This is a genomic window from Sedimentimonas flavescens (genome assembly GCF_025154035.1).
Taxonomy (GTDB): domain Bacteria; phylum Pseudomonadota; class Alphaproteobacteria; order Rhodobacterales; family Rhodobacteraceae; genus Rhodobacter; species Rhodobacter flavescens.
The window spans coordinates 109,664-125,612 of the sequence record NZ_JAOALJ010000006.1 but is presented as its reverse complement, the minus strand read 5'-3'; the positions used below and the strand labels follow the sequence as shown (position 1 = coordinate 125,612).

Below are 15,949 nucleotides of genomic sequence, written 5' to 3'. Positions count from 1 at the left end.
AGGAGTTCTCCGATGCTCACCGTTCTGCGCCAATCCTGGCCTCTGTTGCTGGGGGTCATGCTGTTCATGGTCGGGAACGGGATGCAGGGTACGCTGCTGGGTATCCGCGGCGGGATCGAGGGTATCGGCACCTATCAGATGTCGGTCGTCATGGCCTCATACTTCGCTGGTTTTCTGTTCGGCTCGCAGATGACGCCGGTCTTGATCAGCCGCGTGGGGCATGTTCGGGTATTCGCCGCGCTTGGCAGCCTGATCTCGGCGGTGCTGATCCTCTATGCGGCCTTCCCGCACTGGATCGCCTGGTCGGTAATGCGTGTGCTGATCGGTTTCAGTTTCTCGGGCGTCTACATCACCGCGGAAAGCTGGCTGAACGCGGGCTCGACCAACGAGACGCGGGGGCAGGCGCTTTCAGCCTATATGATCGTGCAGATGATCGGCATCATCTTGGGGCAGTTGCTGATGAACGCAGCAGACCCGGCGGGTTTCGTGCTGTTCATTATTCCCTCGGTGCTCGTGTCGCTGGCCTTCACGCCCATTCTGCTCTCGGTCGCGCCCGCACCGACCTTCGCCGAGGTGCGCCGGCTGAGCATCCGCAAGCTCTTCATTGCCTCGCCTCTGGGCGTCGTCGGCATGTTCCTGATGGGCGGGACCTTCTCGGCGATGTTCGGGATGGTGTCGGTCTGGGGGACGCGCGCAGGGCTGAGCGTCTCGCAGATCTCGCTCTTTGTTTCGGTGATCTATTTTGGAGGGCTTGTCGCGCAGTACCCGATCGGCTGGGCTTCGGATCGCATGGACCGGCGCAAGCTGATTGTCGCCGTGGCGGCGGTAGGGGCTGTGGCCATGTTCATCGCATTCGCCTTCGATCCCGGATTCTGGGTGCTGGCGGGCTTGGGCGCGGTGATCGGCGGGGTGGCAAACCCGCTTTATTCGCTGCTGCTGGCCTATACCAACGACTACCTGGATAATTCGGACATGGCGGCAGCCTCGGGCGGGCTTTTGTTCGTGAACGGGGTAGGGGCTATGTCCGGGCCGCCGATCACCGGCTGGCTGATGGAAACCGTGGGCAACGGCGGCTTCTTCCTGTTCATTGCGCTCCTGATGTCTGGGATCGCGGGATACGCGCTGTGGCGTATGACCCGGCGCGCAGGCCTGACCGTAGCCGAAACCGGGGCCTATGCGGTGCTGTCCCCGGCGGCGACGGCCCTTGCCGTAGAGGCAGCTTTGGAATCGGCCCAGGAGGATGCAACGCCGGGAGAATGACCGTAAGGCCCGGAAAAGCAAGGGGATTACAAGGAAATGCTGCGCCATTAAACCTTTTGTTGATGTTTGCGGAAAAATAGTTTAATACCAAACTAGTTTTTCAAGCGGAGGAGAAAACATGGCTGCCAAGAGCTTCGATATGATCGTGATCGGCGCGGGCCCGGGCGGCTACGTCGCCGCCATCCGGGGCGCGCAGCTGGGGTTGAATGTTGCCATCGTCGAGCGCGAGCATCTCGGCGGGATCTGTCTTAACTGGGGCTGTATCCCGACGAAGGCGCTGCTGCGCTCGGCCGAGGTGTTCCACCTGATGCACCGCGCAAAGGAATTCGGCCTCTCCGCTGACAAGATCGGCTATGACCTCGATGCGGTGGTTCAGCGCTCGCGTGGCGTCGCGAAGCAACTTTCGGGCGGCATCGGCCACCTGATGAAGAAGAACAAGATCACCGTCTTCATGGGCGCGGCGACGCTGCCCAAGGCGGGCACCGTTTCGGTCACCACCGACAAGGGCGTGGAAGAACTGACCTCGAAGGCCATTGTTCTGGCGACCGGCGCGCGGGCGCGCGAACTGCCGGGCCTTGAGGCGGATGGCGATCTGGTCTGGACCTACAAGCACGCCCTGATGCCCAAGCGGATGCCGAAGAAGCTGCTGGTGATCGGCTCGGGCGCCATCGGGATCGAGTTTGCCTCGTTCTTCAACACGCTTGGCGCGGATACGACCGTCGTTGAGGTGATGGATCGCGTGCTTCCGGTCGAAGATGCCGAAATCTCGGCTCTGGCCAAGAAGCAGTTCGAAAAGCAGGGCATGAAAATCCGTGAAAAAACCACGGTTAAGAAGCTCGACCGTGCCGCTGGCAAGGTCACCGCGCATCTTGAGAAAGACGGCAAGACGACGACCGAGGAATTCGACACCGTGATCTCGGCCGTCGGGATCGTCGGCAACGTCGAGAACCTTGGTCTCGAGGCGCTCGGCGTGAAGATCGACCGCACGCATGTCGTCACCGATGAGTTCTGCCGCACCGCAGTTGCAGGTCTCTATGCGATCGGCGACATCGCCGGTGCGCCCTGGCTCGCGCATAAGGCCAGCCACGAGGGCGTCATGGTTGCCGAACTGGTCGCGGGCGGCCATCCGCATCCGATCAAGCCGAACTCGATCCCGGGCTGCACCTACTGCCACCCGCAGGTCGCTTCCGTCGGTCTGACCGAAGAGAAAGCCAAGGCTGCCGGTTACACCGTCAAGGTTGGCCGCTTCCCCTTCATCGGCAACGGCAAGGCCATCGCGCTTGGCGAGCCGGAGGGTCTGGTCAAGACCGTCTTCGACGCCAAGACCGGCGAGTTGCTGGGCGCCCATATGGTCGGCGCCGAGGTGACCGAGATGATCCAGGGTTATGTGGTTGGCCGCACTCTGGAAACCACCGAAGCCGAGCTGATGGAAACCGTCTTCCCGCACCCGACGCTGAGCGAGATGATGCATGAGTCGGTGCTGTCGGCCTACGGTCGCGCGCTGCACTTCTGATTTTCAGCGCCAGAATTGGCAAGGGCCCGCAGTAGCGGGCCCTTTTCGTTTTGGAGGCACGAAAAAACGGGGGGCGTCGAGCCCCCCGTTTTCGTCGGGGGCGGCGCCCCCCGGTGACCTTTGCGATCAGGCGCGTTCGATGGCGCCGCCAGCAGCGTGCCAGTCATAAAGCCCGCCGAGGTTGTAGACCGTCTGGTAGCCCATCTGCGCCAGCATCTGCGCCGCGCCGTGGCTGCGACCGCCCGAGGCGCAATACAGCGCGACCGGCTTTTCCAGCGACAGTTCCTTCAGGCATTCAGGGCTCGACGGGTCGCATTTCATCTTGAGCGACATCATCGGCACGTGAAGCGCACCGACGGCCTTACCGCTTGCGCGCAGTTCCATCCCGTCGCGCACATCGATCAGGGTCAGCTCGCCCGCCGCCACCTGCGCAACGGCGTCTTTGGCATTGATGCGCTGGACCTGGGCACCGCCAGAGGGGCGAAGGAAGTTGAACATGCCGAGCACCTTTCGAATTTCGTACCGGGGCCTTCCCCGTTTATCTGGCCTGATTTGGCAGATCGGCGGCGCAAATCAAGCCTCAATTCCGATGATCACGAAAAGTATATTCAGAATCCGGAATGAATGAAGGAGCCTGCGCGGCAAAGCGCCGACCCGCCCAATACGCAGTTGGTGCGCAAGCGCCGCTTTCTTGTGATCTGCGCGAAACTGCGTTAACAAGTTCACTATTCGTTCGCGTATTTCGATTGGAGACTCAGCGCGCCTCGCCTATCTAGGGAGGGTGGAAACGGGGGCAGTCATGGCCGAGCAGAAATTCATCGAGGTGCGCGGCGCGCGCGAGCATAACCTCAAGGGCGTCGATCTCGACATTCCGCGGGATGCGTTCACGGTGATTACCGGCCTTTCCGGCTCGGGCAAGTCCTCGCTGGCCTTCGACACGATCTATGCCGAGGGGCAGCGCCGCTATGTCGAGAGCCTCTCGGCCTATGCGCGCCAGTTCCTCGACATGGCGGGTAAGCCCGATGTCGATCACATCTCGGGCCTGTCGCCCGCGATTTCCATCGAACAGAAAACGACCTCGAAGAACCCGCGCTCGACTGTAGGGACGGTGACCGAGATCTACGATTATCTGCGCCTGCTCTTCGCGCGGGCCGGCACGCCCTATAGCCCGGCCACCGGCCTGCCGATCGAGGCGCAGCAGGTGCAGGACATGGTGGACCGCATCATGGCCCTGCCCGAGGGCACGCGGGGCTACCTGCTGGCGCCCATCGTGCGCGACCGCAAGGGCGAATACCGCAAGGAATTCATCGAATTGCGCAAGCAGGGCTTTCAGCGCGTGAAGGTCAATGGTGAGTTCTATGAACTGGAGGAGCCGCCCACGCTCGACAAGAAATTTCGCCACAATATCGACGTGGTGGTGGACCGGATCGTGGTGCGTGAGGGGCTGGAGACGCGTCTGGCCGACAGCTTCCGCACGGCGCTGGACCTCGCCGACGGGATCGCGCTGTTCGAAGAGGCGCTGAGCGCGGATCAGACCGAGGCGGGGCAGGAGCCACAGCGGATCACCTTCTCCGAGAACTTCGCCTGTCCGGTCTCGGGCTTCACCATCCCTGAAATTGAGCCGCGGCTGTTTTCCTTCAACGCGCCGCACGGGGCCTGCCCGGTCTGTGACGGTCTGGGGGGCGAGTTGTTCTTTGATGAGCGTCTGGTGGTGCCCGATCAGTCGCTGACCATTGCCGGGGGCGCGTTGGCACCCTGGGCGAAGTCGAAAAGCCCCTATTTCACGCAGACCATCGACGCGCTGGCCAAGCATTACGGCTTTGACAAGCGCAAGCAGTGGAAGGATCTGCCGGAAGAGATCCGGAACCTGTTCCTCTATGGTTCGGGCGAGACCGAGATCAAGTTCCGCTTCGACGAAGGCGGACGGGTCTATGAGGTCAGCCGGACCTTCGAAGGCGTCATCCCGAATATGGAGCGGCGCTTCCGCGAGACCGACAGCGCCTGGGTGCGCGAGGAGTTCGAGCGCTATCAGAACAGCCGCCCCTGCGGCTCCTGTGGTGGCTACCGCCTGCGCCCCGAGGCCCTTGCGGTCAAGATCGGCGGGATGCACGTCGGGAAACTGGTCGAAATGTCGATCAAGGAGGCCCATGCGCATGTCTCGGGGATGCCCGAGCAACTGACCAAGCAAAAGCAGGAGATCGCGCGACCCATTCTTAAGGAAATCCGCGAACGTCTTGGTTTCCTTGTGAATGTCGGGCTCGATTACCTGACGCTGAGCCGTTCGGCGGGGACGCTGTCGGGCGGCGAAAGCCAGCGGATTCGTTTGGCGAGCCAGATCGGGTCTGGCCTGACGGGCGTTCTCTATGTGCTCGATGAGCCCTCCATCGGCTTGCACCAGCGCGACAATGACCGGCTGCTGATGACGCTCAAGAACCTGCGCGATCAGGGCAATACGGTGCTGGTGGTCGAGCATGACGAGGATGCGATTCGCCACGCCGATTACGTCTTCGACATCGGCCCCGGCGCGGGCGTGCATGGCGGCCAGATCGTCGCGCGCGGCACCCCCGAAGAGATCGCCGCCGACCCGGCCAGCCTGACCGGCCAGTATCTGAGCGGCACGCGCCGGATCGAGGTGCCGGTGGAGCGCCGCGCGGGCAATGGCAAGAAGCTGAGCGTGATCAAGGCCACCGGCAACAACCTGAAGGAAGCCAGCGTCTCTTTCCCGCTTGGCAAGTTCATCTGCGTGACGGGCGTTTCGGGGGGCGGCAAGTCCACCCTGACCATTGAGACGCTCTACAAAAACGCAGCCATGCGCCTCAATGGCGCGCGCGAGACCCCGGCGCCCTGCGAGACGATCAAGGGCTTCGAGCATCTCGACAAGGTCATCGACATCGACCAGCGGCCGATCGGGCGCACGCCGCGCTCGAACCCCGCCACTTATACCGGGGCCTTTACCCCGATCCGCGACTGGTTCTCGGGCCTCCCCGAGGCGAAGGCGCGCGGCTACAAGCCGGGGAGGTTCAGCTTCAACGTCAAGGGTGGGCGGTGCGAGGCCTGCCAGGGCGATGGTGTGATCAAGATCGAGATGCACTTCCTGCCCGATATCTATGTCACCTGCGAGACCTGCAAGGGCCATAGGTATAACCGCGAGACGCTGGAAATAAAGTTCAAGAACAAAAGCATAGCGGACGTTCTTGAGATGACGGTTGAGGATGCGCAAGAGTTCTTCAAGGCCGTTCCCTCGATCCGCGAGAAGATGGATGCGCTGGTCGAGGTGGGCCTTGGCTACATCAAGGTCGGCCAGCAGGCGACGACCCTTTCGGGGGGCGAGGCGCAGCGGGTCAAACTGTCAAAGGAACTCAGTCGGCGGGCGACCGGGCGCACGCTTTACATTCTCGATGAGCCAACCACGGGGCTGCATTTCGAGGATGTACGCAAGCTGCTTGAGGTGCTGCACAGCCTTGTTGACCAGGGCAACACGGTCATCGTGATCGAGCATAACCTAGACGTCATCAAGACCGCCGACTGGATCGTCGATATTGGCCCCGAGGGCGGTGATGGTGGTGGAGAGATCGTGGCCGAGGGCACGCCCGAGCAGGTCGCACTGAACCCGCGCAGCCATACCGGGCGCTACCTCGCGCCGATGTTGGGGATCAAGGTTGCGGCAGAATAAAGCCGCCGGGCGGTATCCCACCCGGCGGCTGCTTTGACCTATGCGGTATCGGCGCCTTAGCGCAGGATTGCCGAAACCGCCCCGATCAGGTCAAGAATCTCACCGGTGCGGCGGTCCACCCGGTAGACGTAGTCGTCCTTGCTCCAGTAGTCGTAGCGCGGATTGAGGCCGTAACGGTCGGGATTGCGCAAGATGTAGTAATCGTCGCGAATACGATCGCCGATGTTCCAACGATGCTTGACCTGGCCGGGCGGCATGCAGCCGTTGTTTTTCTTGGCCAGGCCCGGCGGGCAGCCTTTGTTGCCCTTTTCGACCTCAACGAAGCCGCGCGGATAAACCTTGTCCTTGTTCTTGCCATCGGCGTGGGCCGCCAACGGGCTCAGGATCAGGGCGGTGGCAAACAGAATCTGCGTGAAGTGCTTCATAAAGCTCTCCTTTCTCTCAACCCGGAGAATGCACCAAAGCGATGCCGGGTTCCATGCCCTGAAATAGGGCTGCGCGGAGTCTTGCCAAGTGCCGCGCCCGCCGGGTGTATCCGGCGGGCGCCATGGTCGCTTATTTCTTCATCGGGCAGCTGTTGAACCCGAAGATCGAATAGAGCGGGCAGCTGCCCATCAGGCCGGTCAGCAGCGGCACGACGCCGATCAGATAGGCCCAACGATAGCTCGCCTCGGCATTGAGGAAAAAGCCCGCCAGCAGGGCGAGGCCGACGAGGATGCGCAGAACGCGGTCGATGCCGCCGACATTGGATTTCAACATGATATGCTCCCTTCCCAGGCGCGTTTCGGAAAAATGCGGGTGTTTTCACCCGGCTGATCCGTACTTACGCCGAGTCGCCTTGCGCTGTCTGTGACAAGGTCACCTTCACTCAGAGACCCTCGGCGAGGGCAAGTCTGCGCAGGGAGGCGGCGTCGATGATCTCGACCGCACCGCGTTCTGTGTGCACCCATCCCCGGCGCGCGAAGGCGTCGAGGCGGCGCGAGACGACCTCGCGGGCGGTGCCGATCTGGGCGGCGATCTCGGATTGCGTGGCCTGCACCCGTCCGCCCTCGGCGCGGTTGCACAGGAAAGCGGCCAGGCGGCACTCGACCGACTGGAATGAGACACGCTCCATCAGCTGGATCATGCCGCCCATCCGCTCGGCAAACGCGGTGAAGACGAGTTGGCGAAAAGCCGGGTCGCTGTCCATCAGCGACAGGAAGACCGGGCGGGGGATCACGATCGCGCGCGATTCGGTCGCGCAAAGCGCCTCGGCGGAATAGCTGGCGTCGCCGCCCAGCAGGCCCAGGGTGGTCTGCACGCAGGTCTGCCCCGGCTCGACCGCATAGAGCAAAAGCTCGCGCCCGCCGGCGCCGGTCAGGAAGACCTCAATGCGGCCCGAAAGGATGACGGGGAAGCCCGTGACGTCATCGCCGGGGCGGTAGATGACGGCCCCGCGTGGCAGCGCCATCGGTTGCAATGCGCCAAGGCGCGCCTTGCTGGCGGGGGAGAGGGCGCTGAGGCTGGGTGTGTCGGTGATCCAATCGGTCATGGATAGGTTCTAGCCCAGCCGGGCGCAGGTGCAAGAGCGGCGCGCTATGACGCGCGCCGCTTGGGGTCAGGAACGGTGGCGCTTTTCGAAGCGCGGCAGCATGGCCGAGAAATCCATGCCGCGGCCGTCTTCCGTTTCGACGAACTGGGTATAGAGAGCGGCGGCGAGCTGGCCCATCGGCGTGTCGGCATCGGCAGCCTCGGCCGCCTGCTGGCTCAGCCGCAGATCCTTGAGCATGAGTTCGGCCGCGAAGCCCGGCTTGTATTCGTTGTCGGCGGGGCTTGCCGGGCCGACGCCGGGGGCGGGGCAGTAAGCGTTCATCGTCCAGCTATAGCCCGACGAGGTCGATACCACGTCAAACATCTTCTGCCGATCAAGGCCGAGCTTGTCGGCCAGTGCGAAAGCCTCGCAGGTGGCGATCATGGTCACGCCGAGGATCATGTTGTTGCAGATTTTCGCGGCCTGACCGGCGCCAGCGTCGCCGCAATGGACGGCCTTCTGGCCCATGATGTCAAAAAGCGGTTTGACCTTGTCGAAGGCCTCGGCCGAGCCACCCACCATGAAGGTCAGCGTGCCGTTGGTCGCACCGCCCACGCCACCCGAGACCGGGGCGTCGAGCGCACCAAGACCGGCCGCCGCTGCCTGTTCGGCCACGGCGCGGGCGCTTTCGACATCGACGGTCGAGCAGTCACACAGCACTGCGCCCGGAGCCATCGCCGGGATCACCTCGGCCGCGACGGCGCGCAGGATCGCGCCGTTGGGCAGCATGGTAATGACCACATCCGCGCCCTGGGCAGTTTCAGCGGCGCTGGCGGCCTTTCTGACGCCCTCGGGCATCGGCGCGGCAAGGTCGAAGCCCGTCACCTCATGGCCCTCGCGCGCAAGGTTCGCGGCCATCGGCCCGCCCATGTTGCCCAATCCGATAAATCCGACTTTCATATTTCCTCCCATGGCGTTACGGGCCGTTCTTTAGGCCGCGAAGTCTATTTCATAGCCCTTCGGCAGGGGTTCCAGCAGGGCCGAGACCGCGGCCATCGGCAGGGTCTCGAGGCTGTACTTCCACTGCGGATTGCGGTCCTTGTCGATTATCTGCGCGCGCACGCCTTCCAGAAAATCGCTATGCTCGACGGCTCGCAGGGTAAAGCGGAACTCGTTTTCCAGCGCTGCGCGGATCGTGGGCGTCGCGCGGGTCATGCGCACCAGCTGCAGTGTGGCCTCTTCCGAGAGAGCCGAGTTGCGGCGTAGGATGGCAAGCGTTTCGCGCCCGAAGTCACTGCCCGAGGCTTCGAGGGAAGCGACGATTTCGTGAATATCGTGGCCACCGAAGGCAGCCTCGATCTCGGGGCGCAGATCGGCAAGGCGGCCCTTGGCCTGTGGCACAAGGCCCGAGGGCAGGGCGCCGACGTCACCGGTCTCGATCAGCCGGGCTTTCAGCGCGTCCCACTCGGCCTCGGGGGCATAGACATCGGCAAAGCCCGCATAGATTGCGTCAGCCGCGCCGAAACGCCCGCCGGTCACGCCGAGGTACTCGCCTACACGCCCCGGAGCGCGCGCAAGGATCAGCGTACCGCCCACGTCAGGGATCAGGCCGATGCCGGTCTCGGGCATGGCAATCTGGGTGCTGTCACCCACCACGCGGTGCGAGCAGTGCCCGCCGACGCCAACACCGCCACCCATCACGAAGCCCTGCATGAACGACACGATGGGCTTGGGGAACTCGGCCACTTTGGCGTTCATGCGATACTCGTCGCGCCAGAACCTGGGGCCGGTTTCAAAATCGCCCGCGCGGCCCTGCTGGTAGATGATCGCGATATCGCCGCCAGCGCAGAAGGCGCGATCGCCCACCGCGTCGATGATGACCAGCGCCACCTCGGGATCGTCGCGCCATTGATCCAGCGCCTGCTCGATCACGACCGCCATGTCGTGATCAAGCGCGTTCAGCGCCTTGGGACGGTTGAAGGTCAGCCGCCCGGCGCGGCCTTCCTTGCGCGCGATCATGGTCGGAAGATCAGTCATCAGCCGCGCTCCGCCAGCAAGGCGCGGCCAACGATCAGCCGCATGATCTCGTTCGTGCCTTCAAGGATCTGGTGCACCCGCAGGTCGCGGACGATCTTTTCGATCCCGTAATCGGCCAGATAGCCATAGCCACCGTGCAACTGGAGGCACTGGTTGGCAACCTCGAAGGCCGAGTCGGTGACGTAAAGCTTGGCCATCGCGCAGAACTTGGTCGCGTCGGGCGCTTTGTTATCAAGCTTCCACGCCGCCTGACGCAGGAAGGTGCGGGCCGATTGCAGCTTGACCTCCATCTCAGCCAGCCGGAATTGCAGCGCCTGGAACTGGTCGATGGATTTACCGAAGGCCTTGCGCTCGCCCATGTAGGTCAGGGTGGCGTTCAGGGCCGCCTGCGCGCCGCCAAGGGCCGAGGCCGCGATGTTCAGCCGCCCGCCGTCAAGCCCGGCCATCGCATAGGCGAAGCCTTTGCCTTCCTCGCCCAGAAGGTTGTCCGCCGGGATCGCGCAGTCGTCGAACTGGACCTGCGCGGTCGGTTGCGCGCGCCAGCCCATCTTGTCTTCCAGCCCGCCAAAGCTCAGCCCCGGCGCGCCATCCTCGACGATGACGGTCGAGATGCCCTTGGGGCTGTTGTCGCCGGTGCGCACCATGGTGACATAGACATCGGAATAACCGCCGCCCGAGATGAAGGCCTTGTTGCCGTTCAGCTTCCAGCCGTCATTCGTGCGCTCAGCGCGGGTGCGCAGCGCGGCGGCGTCCGAGCCGGAACCCGGTTCCGTCAGGCAGTAGGAGAAGATCTTTTCCATCGAGCACAGCGCCGGAAGCCAGCGGGCCTTGGTTTCCTCGCTGCCGAACTTGTCGATCATGCCACCGCACATGTTGTGGATCGACAGGAACGAGCCGACTGCCGGGCAGGACATCGCCAGTGCCTCGAAGACCAGCGTCGCATCAAGCCGCGAAAGGCCCGAGCCGCCGTATTCCTCGGCGACGTAGATGCCGCCTAGGCCCAGCTCGGCCACCTTGGGCCACAGCTCTTTCGGGATCGTGCCAGCGGCTTCCCATTCGCGGGCAAAGGGGGCGATGTTCTCTTGGCCGAATGCCAGGGCCATGTCGAAGATGGCCTGCTGCTCTTCGCTCAGAGCAAAATCCATGGTTTCCTCCCCGAAACGCGTGAATTGAACGTCTGTTTAGTTGTGAAACCTTGCAAGAATTTTGCAAGGGGCCGATCCGGGGCAACTGAATCCGGATGGCATGCAGGCCGTGGCGACCCGCCGGGATGGCTGGGGGCGCCGCAGCGCCCCCGAACCGATCAGTCCATTGCCTTGAAGTTGAAGGCCGAGCCTTCCTTGATGCCCGACGGCCAGCGCGAGGTGATCGTCTTGGTGCGGGTGTAGAAGCGGAACCCGTCCGGGCCGTGCTGGTTCAGATCGCCAAAGCCCGACTTTTTCCAGCCGCCAAAGGTGTGGTAGGCCAGCGGAACCGGGATCGGAACGTTGATGCCGACCATGCCGATGTTGATGCGGTTGGCAAAGTCGCGCGCGGTGTCGCCGTCACGGGTGAAGATCGCGGTGCCGTTGCCATACTCGTGGTCCATGGCGTAGCTCAGCGCTTCTTCGTAGGTCTTGGCGCGGACGGTCGAAAGCACGGGTCCGAAGATCTCCTGCTTGTAGATCTCCATGTCGCGGGTGACGTTGTCGAAGAGGGTCGGGCCGACGAAGAAGCCGTTCTCGTAGCCCTGCAGGCTGAAGTCACGACCGTCGCAGACCAGAGTCGCACCTTGCTCGACGCCCGAGCCGATGAGGCCCTTGATGCGCTCGGCGGCGGCGGCGGTCACGACCGGGCCGTAATCAACGTCATCGCCAGCGGTATAGGGGCCGACCTTCAGCTTTTCGATGCGCGGCACCAGCTTTTCGATCAGGCGGTCGGCGGTTTCGTCGCCCACCGGAACGGCGACCGAGATCGCCATGCAGCGCTCGCCCGCAGCGCCGAAGCCCGCGCCAACCAGCGCGTCGGCGGCCTGATCCATGTCGGCGTCCGGCATGATGATCATGTGGTTCTTCGCACCGCCGAAGCACTGCGCACGCTTGCCGGTCGCGGCGGCACGCTCATAGATGTACTGCGCGATCGGGGTCGAGCCAACGAAGCCCACCGCCTGGATGATTTCGCTGTCGAGGATCGCGTCCACCGACTCCTTGTCGCCGTTGACGACCTGCAGAACGCCGTCGGGAAGGCCCGCTTCCTGGCAGAGTTCGGCCAGCATCAGCGGGACCGAAGGGTCACGCTCGGACGGCTTGAGGATCATCGCGTTGCCCGAGCTAAGCGCGGGGCCCATTTTCCACAGCGGGATCATGGCGGGGAAGTTGAACGGCGTGATGCCGGCGACGACGCCAAGCGGCTGGCGCATCGAGTACATGTCGATGCCGGGGCCGGCGCTGTCGGTGAACTCACCCTTGAGCATCTGCGGCGCGCCGATGCAGAACTCGATCACTTCGAGGCCGCGCTGCACGTCGCCCTTCGCGTCGGGGAAGGTCTTGCCGTGCTCGGACGAGAGCGCCTCGGCCAGCTTGTCCATGTCGCGGTTGATCAGGCGCACCAGTTCCATCATGACGCGGGCGCGCTTTTGCGGGTTGGTGGCGCCCCAGGTCTTCTGGGCCTCGGCGGCGGCGGCGATGGCCGCGTCCAGTTCCGCTTTGGTGGCAAGCGCGACCTTGGCCTGCACTTCGCCGGTGGCGGGGTTGTAAACGTCGGCAAAGCGGCCCGAAGTGCCCGCAACATGTTTGCCGTTGATCCAGTGACCGATCTCTTTCATCGCATCCTCCCATGGATTGATTGGCGACACATTAGCCTTGCGAAAATGCCAGAAAAAGAGGAAGTCTGGCAAAGGTGTTTTGCATTATTGCAAAGGTTGGTCGAAGATGGACTGGGACGATCTGCGTGTTTTCCTTGCTGTCGCGCGGGCGGAAAGCCTGTCTGGGGCGGGCAGGGCGCTCAAATGCGATGCGGCCACGGTCGGGCGACGGATCGCGCGGCTTGAGGAAGCCTTCGGCGCCAAGCTTTTCGTGAAATCGCCGCAGGGCTATGCGCTGACCGAGGCCGGATCGCGACTGCTGCCCCATGCCGAGCAGGCCGAACAGGCGATGGCGGGTGCGGCCGAGGAATTGGGCGGCTCGGCCGGAAGGCTGACCGGGCAATTGCGGATCGGCGCACCGGATGGTTGCGCGAACTACCTGTTGCCGCAGGTCTGCGCGGCGATCTGCGACGCGAACCCCGGGCTTGAGATCCACATCGTTGCCCTGCCGCGCGTGTTTAACCTGTCCAAGCGCGAGGCTGACATGGCCATTGCCGTGTCGCGCCCCACGGCCGGGCGGCTGACGGTGCAGAAGCTGACCGACTACCAGCTGCATCTCGCGGCGCATGAAGACTACCTTGGCCAGGTCGGCCCGATCACCACTCGTTCGGACCTCAAGGCGCATCGGATGATCGGCTATATCCCCGACATGATCTTCGACAAGGAGTTGGACTATTTCGCCGAGACCGGGGGCGAGGCGGTTGGCCTCGCATCGAACTCGGTCTCGGTGCAGATGCAGATGGTGCGGGCGGGGGCAGGGGTCGGCATCGTCCATGACTTCGCGATTCCGTTTTGCCCCGGCGTACGGCGCGTTCTGCTGGATCAGGTCTCGCTCAGCCGCACCTTCTGGCTGATCCGCCATGCGGACGATCGACGCTCGGAGCGACTGACGCGCCTTGCCGATGCGCTTGGGCAGGGGTTACGCGCCGAGGTGACCCGGCTTGAGGCCCTCGCAGCAAGCTATTGAGTTCGCAACCGCAAAGCAGTCTTGACAGGCGTCCATCGCGCGGTGACGCTGCGAGTCAGACAAGCGATTGGGAGGTTGCGATGCAGGTTCTGCAAATTCTGAAAACGAAGGGCGATGAAACCGTGGCGACGATTGCGCCCGGCTCGACCGTTGCGGCGGTGGCCGAGGTCTTGTCGCAGCGCCGTATCGGTGCCCTGATCGTTTCGCGGGACGGCAAGCATGTCGAGGGTATCGTGTCCGAGCGCGACGTGGTGCGCGAGCTTGGGCGCCGCGGCCCCTCGGTGCTGAACCTCCCCGTCGATGAGATCATGACCAGGAACGCTGTCGGCTGCGCGCGTACCGACACCACCGATCAGGTGATGGAGCGCATGAGCGACGGCCGCTTCCGCCACATGCCCGTCATGGAAGGCGACGAGATGATCGGCCTCGTGTCGATCGGCGACGTCGTGAAGGCCCGTCTGTCCGAGCTGCAACTTGAGAAAGAAGCGCTCACCGGCATGATTATGGGCAATTAATTCTGCGCCGCGGCAAGAGATGCTTGCAAATGGGCACGCAATATTGTTGCGTGCCCTAAACATTTCGTGAGCGGCAAGTGAGGAGTTCGCCCATGCGCATCGGCCTGTACCCCGGCACGTTCGACCCTGTGACACTCGGGCATATCGACATCATTCAGCGAGCGCTGGCGCTCGTGGATCGATTGGTGATCGGCGTGGCGATCAACCGCGACAAGGGCCCGATGTTCACACTCGAAGAGCGCGTCGAGATGATCGAGACCGAATGCGCCCAGATCACCGCGCGGTGCGGAGGCGAGATCCAGGTGCACCCGTTCGAGAACCTGCTGATCAACTGCGCGCGCGACGTCGGCGCGAACGTGATCATCCGCGGCCTGCGCGCCGTGGCAGATTTCGAGTACGAATTCCAGATGGTCGGGATGAACCGCGCCCTCGATTCGAGCGTCGAGACGGTCTTCCTGATGGCCGACGCACGGCGCCAGGCGATAGCTTCGAAGCTGGTGAAGGAAATCGCCCGTCTCGACGGCGATGTGACACGCTTCGTCACCCCCGCGGTCAAGGATCGGTTGATGGAGCGTCTCGGCAAGGTCTGACGACCGGCTGGCGCGGCGGGGGAGCCGCGCCAAATGCCGTCAGATGAGCTTGCCCATGGCAACAGCGGTATCCGCCATGCGGTTGGAAAAGCCCCACTCGTTGTCATACCAGCTCAGGATACGCACCATGGTGCCCTCCATGACCTTGGTCTGATCCATGTGGAAGACCGAGGAATGGCTGTCATGGTTAAAGTCCATGCTGACATTCTTGAATTTTGTGTAGCCCAGAACGCCCTTGAGCGGGCCTTCGGCGGCGGCGCGGATCGCCTCGTTCACCTCTTCGACGGTGGTCGGGCGGGCGGCCTCGAAGACCAGATCGACGACCGAGACGTTCGGGGTCGGAACCCGGATCGCGACGCCGTCGAGCTTGCCCTTCAGTTCCGGCAGAACCAGTCCGACCGCCTTGGCGGCGCCCGTCGAGGTCGGGATCATGCTCAGCGCGGCGGCGCGGGCGCGGTAGAGATCCTTGTGGAAGGTGTCGAGCGTCGGCTGGTCGCCGGTGTAGCTGTGGATCGTGGTCATGAAGCCCTTCACGATCCCGATTGCGTCGTTCAGCGTCTTTGCGACGGGCGACAGGCAGTTCGTCGTGCAACTCGCGTTCGACACGACGATGTCGTCCTTGGTCAGCGTGCCATGGTTGACGCCGAAAACGATGGTCTTGTCGGCACCTTCGCCGGGCGCCGAGATCAGCACGCGCTTCGAGCCATTCTCGAGATGCGGCTGGCACTTTTCTTTCGAGGTGAAGATGCCCGTGCATTCGAGCACGACGTCCACATCCGACCAGGGCAGATCGGCGGGGTTGCGCATCGCGGTGCAGCGGATCGGTCCGCGCCCGACATCGATCCAGTCCTCGCCCGTCGTCACTTCGGCGGGGAAGCGGCCATGTACCGAGTCGAAACGCAGCAGATGCGCGCTGGTTTCGACCGGGCCCAGATCGTTGATCGCGACGACTTCGATATCGGTGCGGCCCGATTCGATGATGGCGCGCAGGATGTTGCGCCCGATACGTCCGAACCCGTTGATTGCTACCTTGACCGCCATT

Annotated in this window: 15 protein-coding genes; 6 read left to right on the top strand and 9 right to left on the bottom strand. The window is 63.5% G+C overall.

Annotation, left to right across the window (positions count from 1 at the left end; all coding sequences use genetic code 11):
- Positions 1–12: 12 nt before the first annotated feature.
- Complete coding sequence (locus N3C64_RS12435) at positions 13–1,260, top strand: MFS transporter (RefSeq protein WP_218629710.1); 1,248 nt, start codon at positions 13–15, stop codon at positions 1,258–1,260.
- Positions 1,261–1,378: 118 nt separating this feature from the next.
- A complete protein-coding gene (gene lpdA / locus N3C64_RS12430) occupies positions 1,379–2,773 on the top strand; it encodes a dihydrolipoyl dehydrogenase (protein ID WP_218629711.1) in 1,395 nt (464 codons plus the stop codon).
- Between the two features lie 126 nt (positions 2,774–2,899).
- Here the strand turns inward: lpdA and N3C64_RS12425 are convergent, their stop codons facing one another.
- The gene (locus N3C64_RS12425; protein WP_260014716.1) at positions 2,900–3,271 is read right to left on the bottom strand and encodes a rhodanese-like domain-containing protein; all 372 of its coding nucleotides are present in this window, start codon (positions 3,269–3,271) and stop codon (positions 2,900–2,902) included.
- A gap of 301 nt (positions 3,272–3,572) precedes the next feature.
- Between N3C64_RS12425 and uvrA the strand changes: the two genes are divergently transcribed.
- Positions 3,573–6,446: an excinuclease ABC subunit UvrA gene (gene uvrA, locus N3C64_RS12420; RefSeq protein ID WP_260014715.1), complete on the top strand. Its 2,874-nt coding sequence runs from the start codon at positions 3,573–3,575 to the stop codon at positions 6,444–6,446.
- A gap of 56 nt (positions 6,447–6,502) precedes the next feature.
- Here the strand turns inward: uvrA and N3C64_RS12415 are convergent, their stop codons facing one another.
- The 7 genes from N3C64_RS12415 to N3C64_RS12385 form a co-directional block, all read right to left on the bottom strand.
- Positions 6,503–6,871 (bottom strand): excinuclease ABC subunit A, encoded by a 369-nt coding sequence (locus N3C64_RS12415; RefSeq protein WP_218629714.1) that lies wholly within the window; start codon positions 6,869–6,871, stop codon positions 6,503–6,505.
- A gap of 130 nt (positions 6,872–7,001) precedes the next feature.
- Positions 7,002–7,205 carry a YgaP family membrane protein gene (locus tag N3C64_RS12410; protein WP_218629715.1) on the bottom strand — a complete coding sequence of 68 codons (204 nt, stop codon included), beginning with the start codon at positions 7,203–7,205 and terminating at the stop codon, positions 7,002–7,004.
- 109 nt (positions 7,206–7,314) lie between these two features.
- On the bottom strand, positions 7,315–7,977 hold the full coding sequence (locus tag N3C64_RS12405; protein ID WP_218629716.1) for a Crp/Fnr family transcriptional regulator: 663 nt from the start codon (positions 7,975–7,977) through the stop codon (positions 7,315–7,317).
- A gap of 66 nt (positions 7,978–8,043) precedes the next feature.
- On the bottom strand, positions 8,044–8,916 hold the full coding sequence (gene mmsB, locus N3C64_RS12400; protein WP_260014714.1) for a 3-hydroxyisobutyrate dehydrogenase: 873 nt from the start codon (positions 8,914–8,916) through the stop codon (positions 8,044–8,046).
- 30 nt (positions 8,917–8,946) lie between these two features.
- Entirely contained in the window at positions 8,947–9,993 is a 1,047-nt protein-coding gene (locus N3C64_RS12395) for an enoyl-CoA hydratase/isomerase family protein (RefSeq protein WP_260014713.1), read from the bottom strand.
- Positions 9,993–11,138, bottom strand: coding sequence for an acyl-CoA dehydrogenase family protein (locus tag N3C64_RS12390; protein WP_260014712.1), 1,146 nt, complete (start codon positions 11,136–11,138; stop codon positions 9,993–9,995). Before N3C64_RS12390 ends, N3C64_RS12395 begins: the two co-directional genes overlap by 1 nt.
- 158 nt (positions 11,139–11,296) lie before the next feature.
- Positions 11,297–12,796 (bottom strand): CoA-acylating methylmalonate-semialdehyde dehydrogenase, encoded by a 1,500-nt coding sequence (locus tag N3C64_RS12385; protein WP_260014711.1) that lies wholly within the window; start codon positions 12,794–12,796, stop codon positions 11,297–11,299.
- Positions 12,797–12,902: 106 nt separating this feature from the next.
- Here N3C64_RS12385 and N3C64_RS12380 point away from each other — a divergent pair, with 106 nt between their 5' ends.
- The 3 genes from N3C64_RS12380 to coaD all read left to right on the top strand — a co-directional run bounded on the left by N3C64_RS12380 (position 12,903) and on the right by coaD (position 14,907).
- Positions 12,903–13,802, top strand: coding sequence for a LysR family transcriptional regulator (locus N3C64_RS12380; RefSeq protein WP_260014710.1), 900 nt, complete (start codon positions 12,903–12,905; stop codon positions 13,800–13,802).
- A gap of 80 nt (positions 13,803–13,882) precedes the next feature.
- Entirely contained in the window at positions 13,883–14,317 is a 435-nt protein-coding gene (locus N3C64_RS12375) for a CBS domain-containing protein (protein ID WP_218629722.1), read from the top strand.
- A gap of 92 nt (positions 14,318–14,409) precedes the next feature.
- Positions 14,410–14,907 carry a pantetheine-phosphate adenylyltransferase gene (gene coaD / locus N3C64_RS12370; RefSeq protein WP_218629723.1) on the top strand — a complete coding sequence of 166 codons (498 nt, stop codon included), beginning with the start codon at positions 14,410–14,412 and terminating at the stop codon, positions 14,905–14,907.
- Between the two features lie 39 nt (positions 14,908–14,946).
- Here the strand turns inward: coaD and gap are convergent, their stop codons facing one another.
- Complete coding sequence (gap, locus tag N3C64_RS12365) at positions 14,947–15,948, bottom strand: type I glyceraldehyde-3-phosphate dehydrogenase (RefSeq protein WP_218629724.1); 1,002 nt, start codon at positions 15,946–15,948, stop codon at positions 14,947–14,949.
- Position 15,949: the final 1 nt, after the last annotated feature.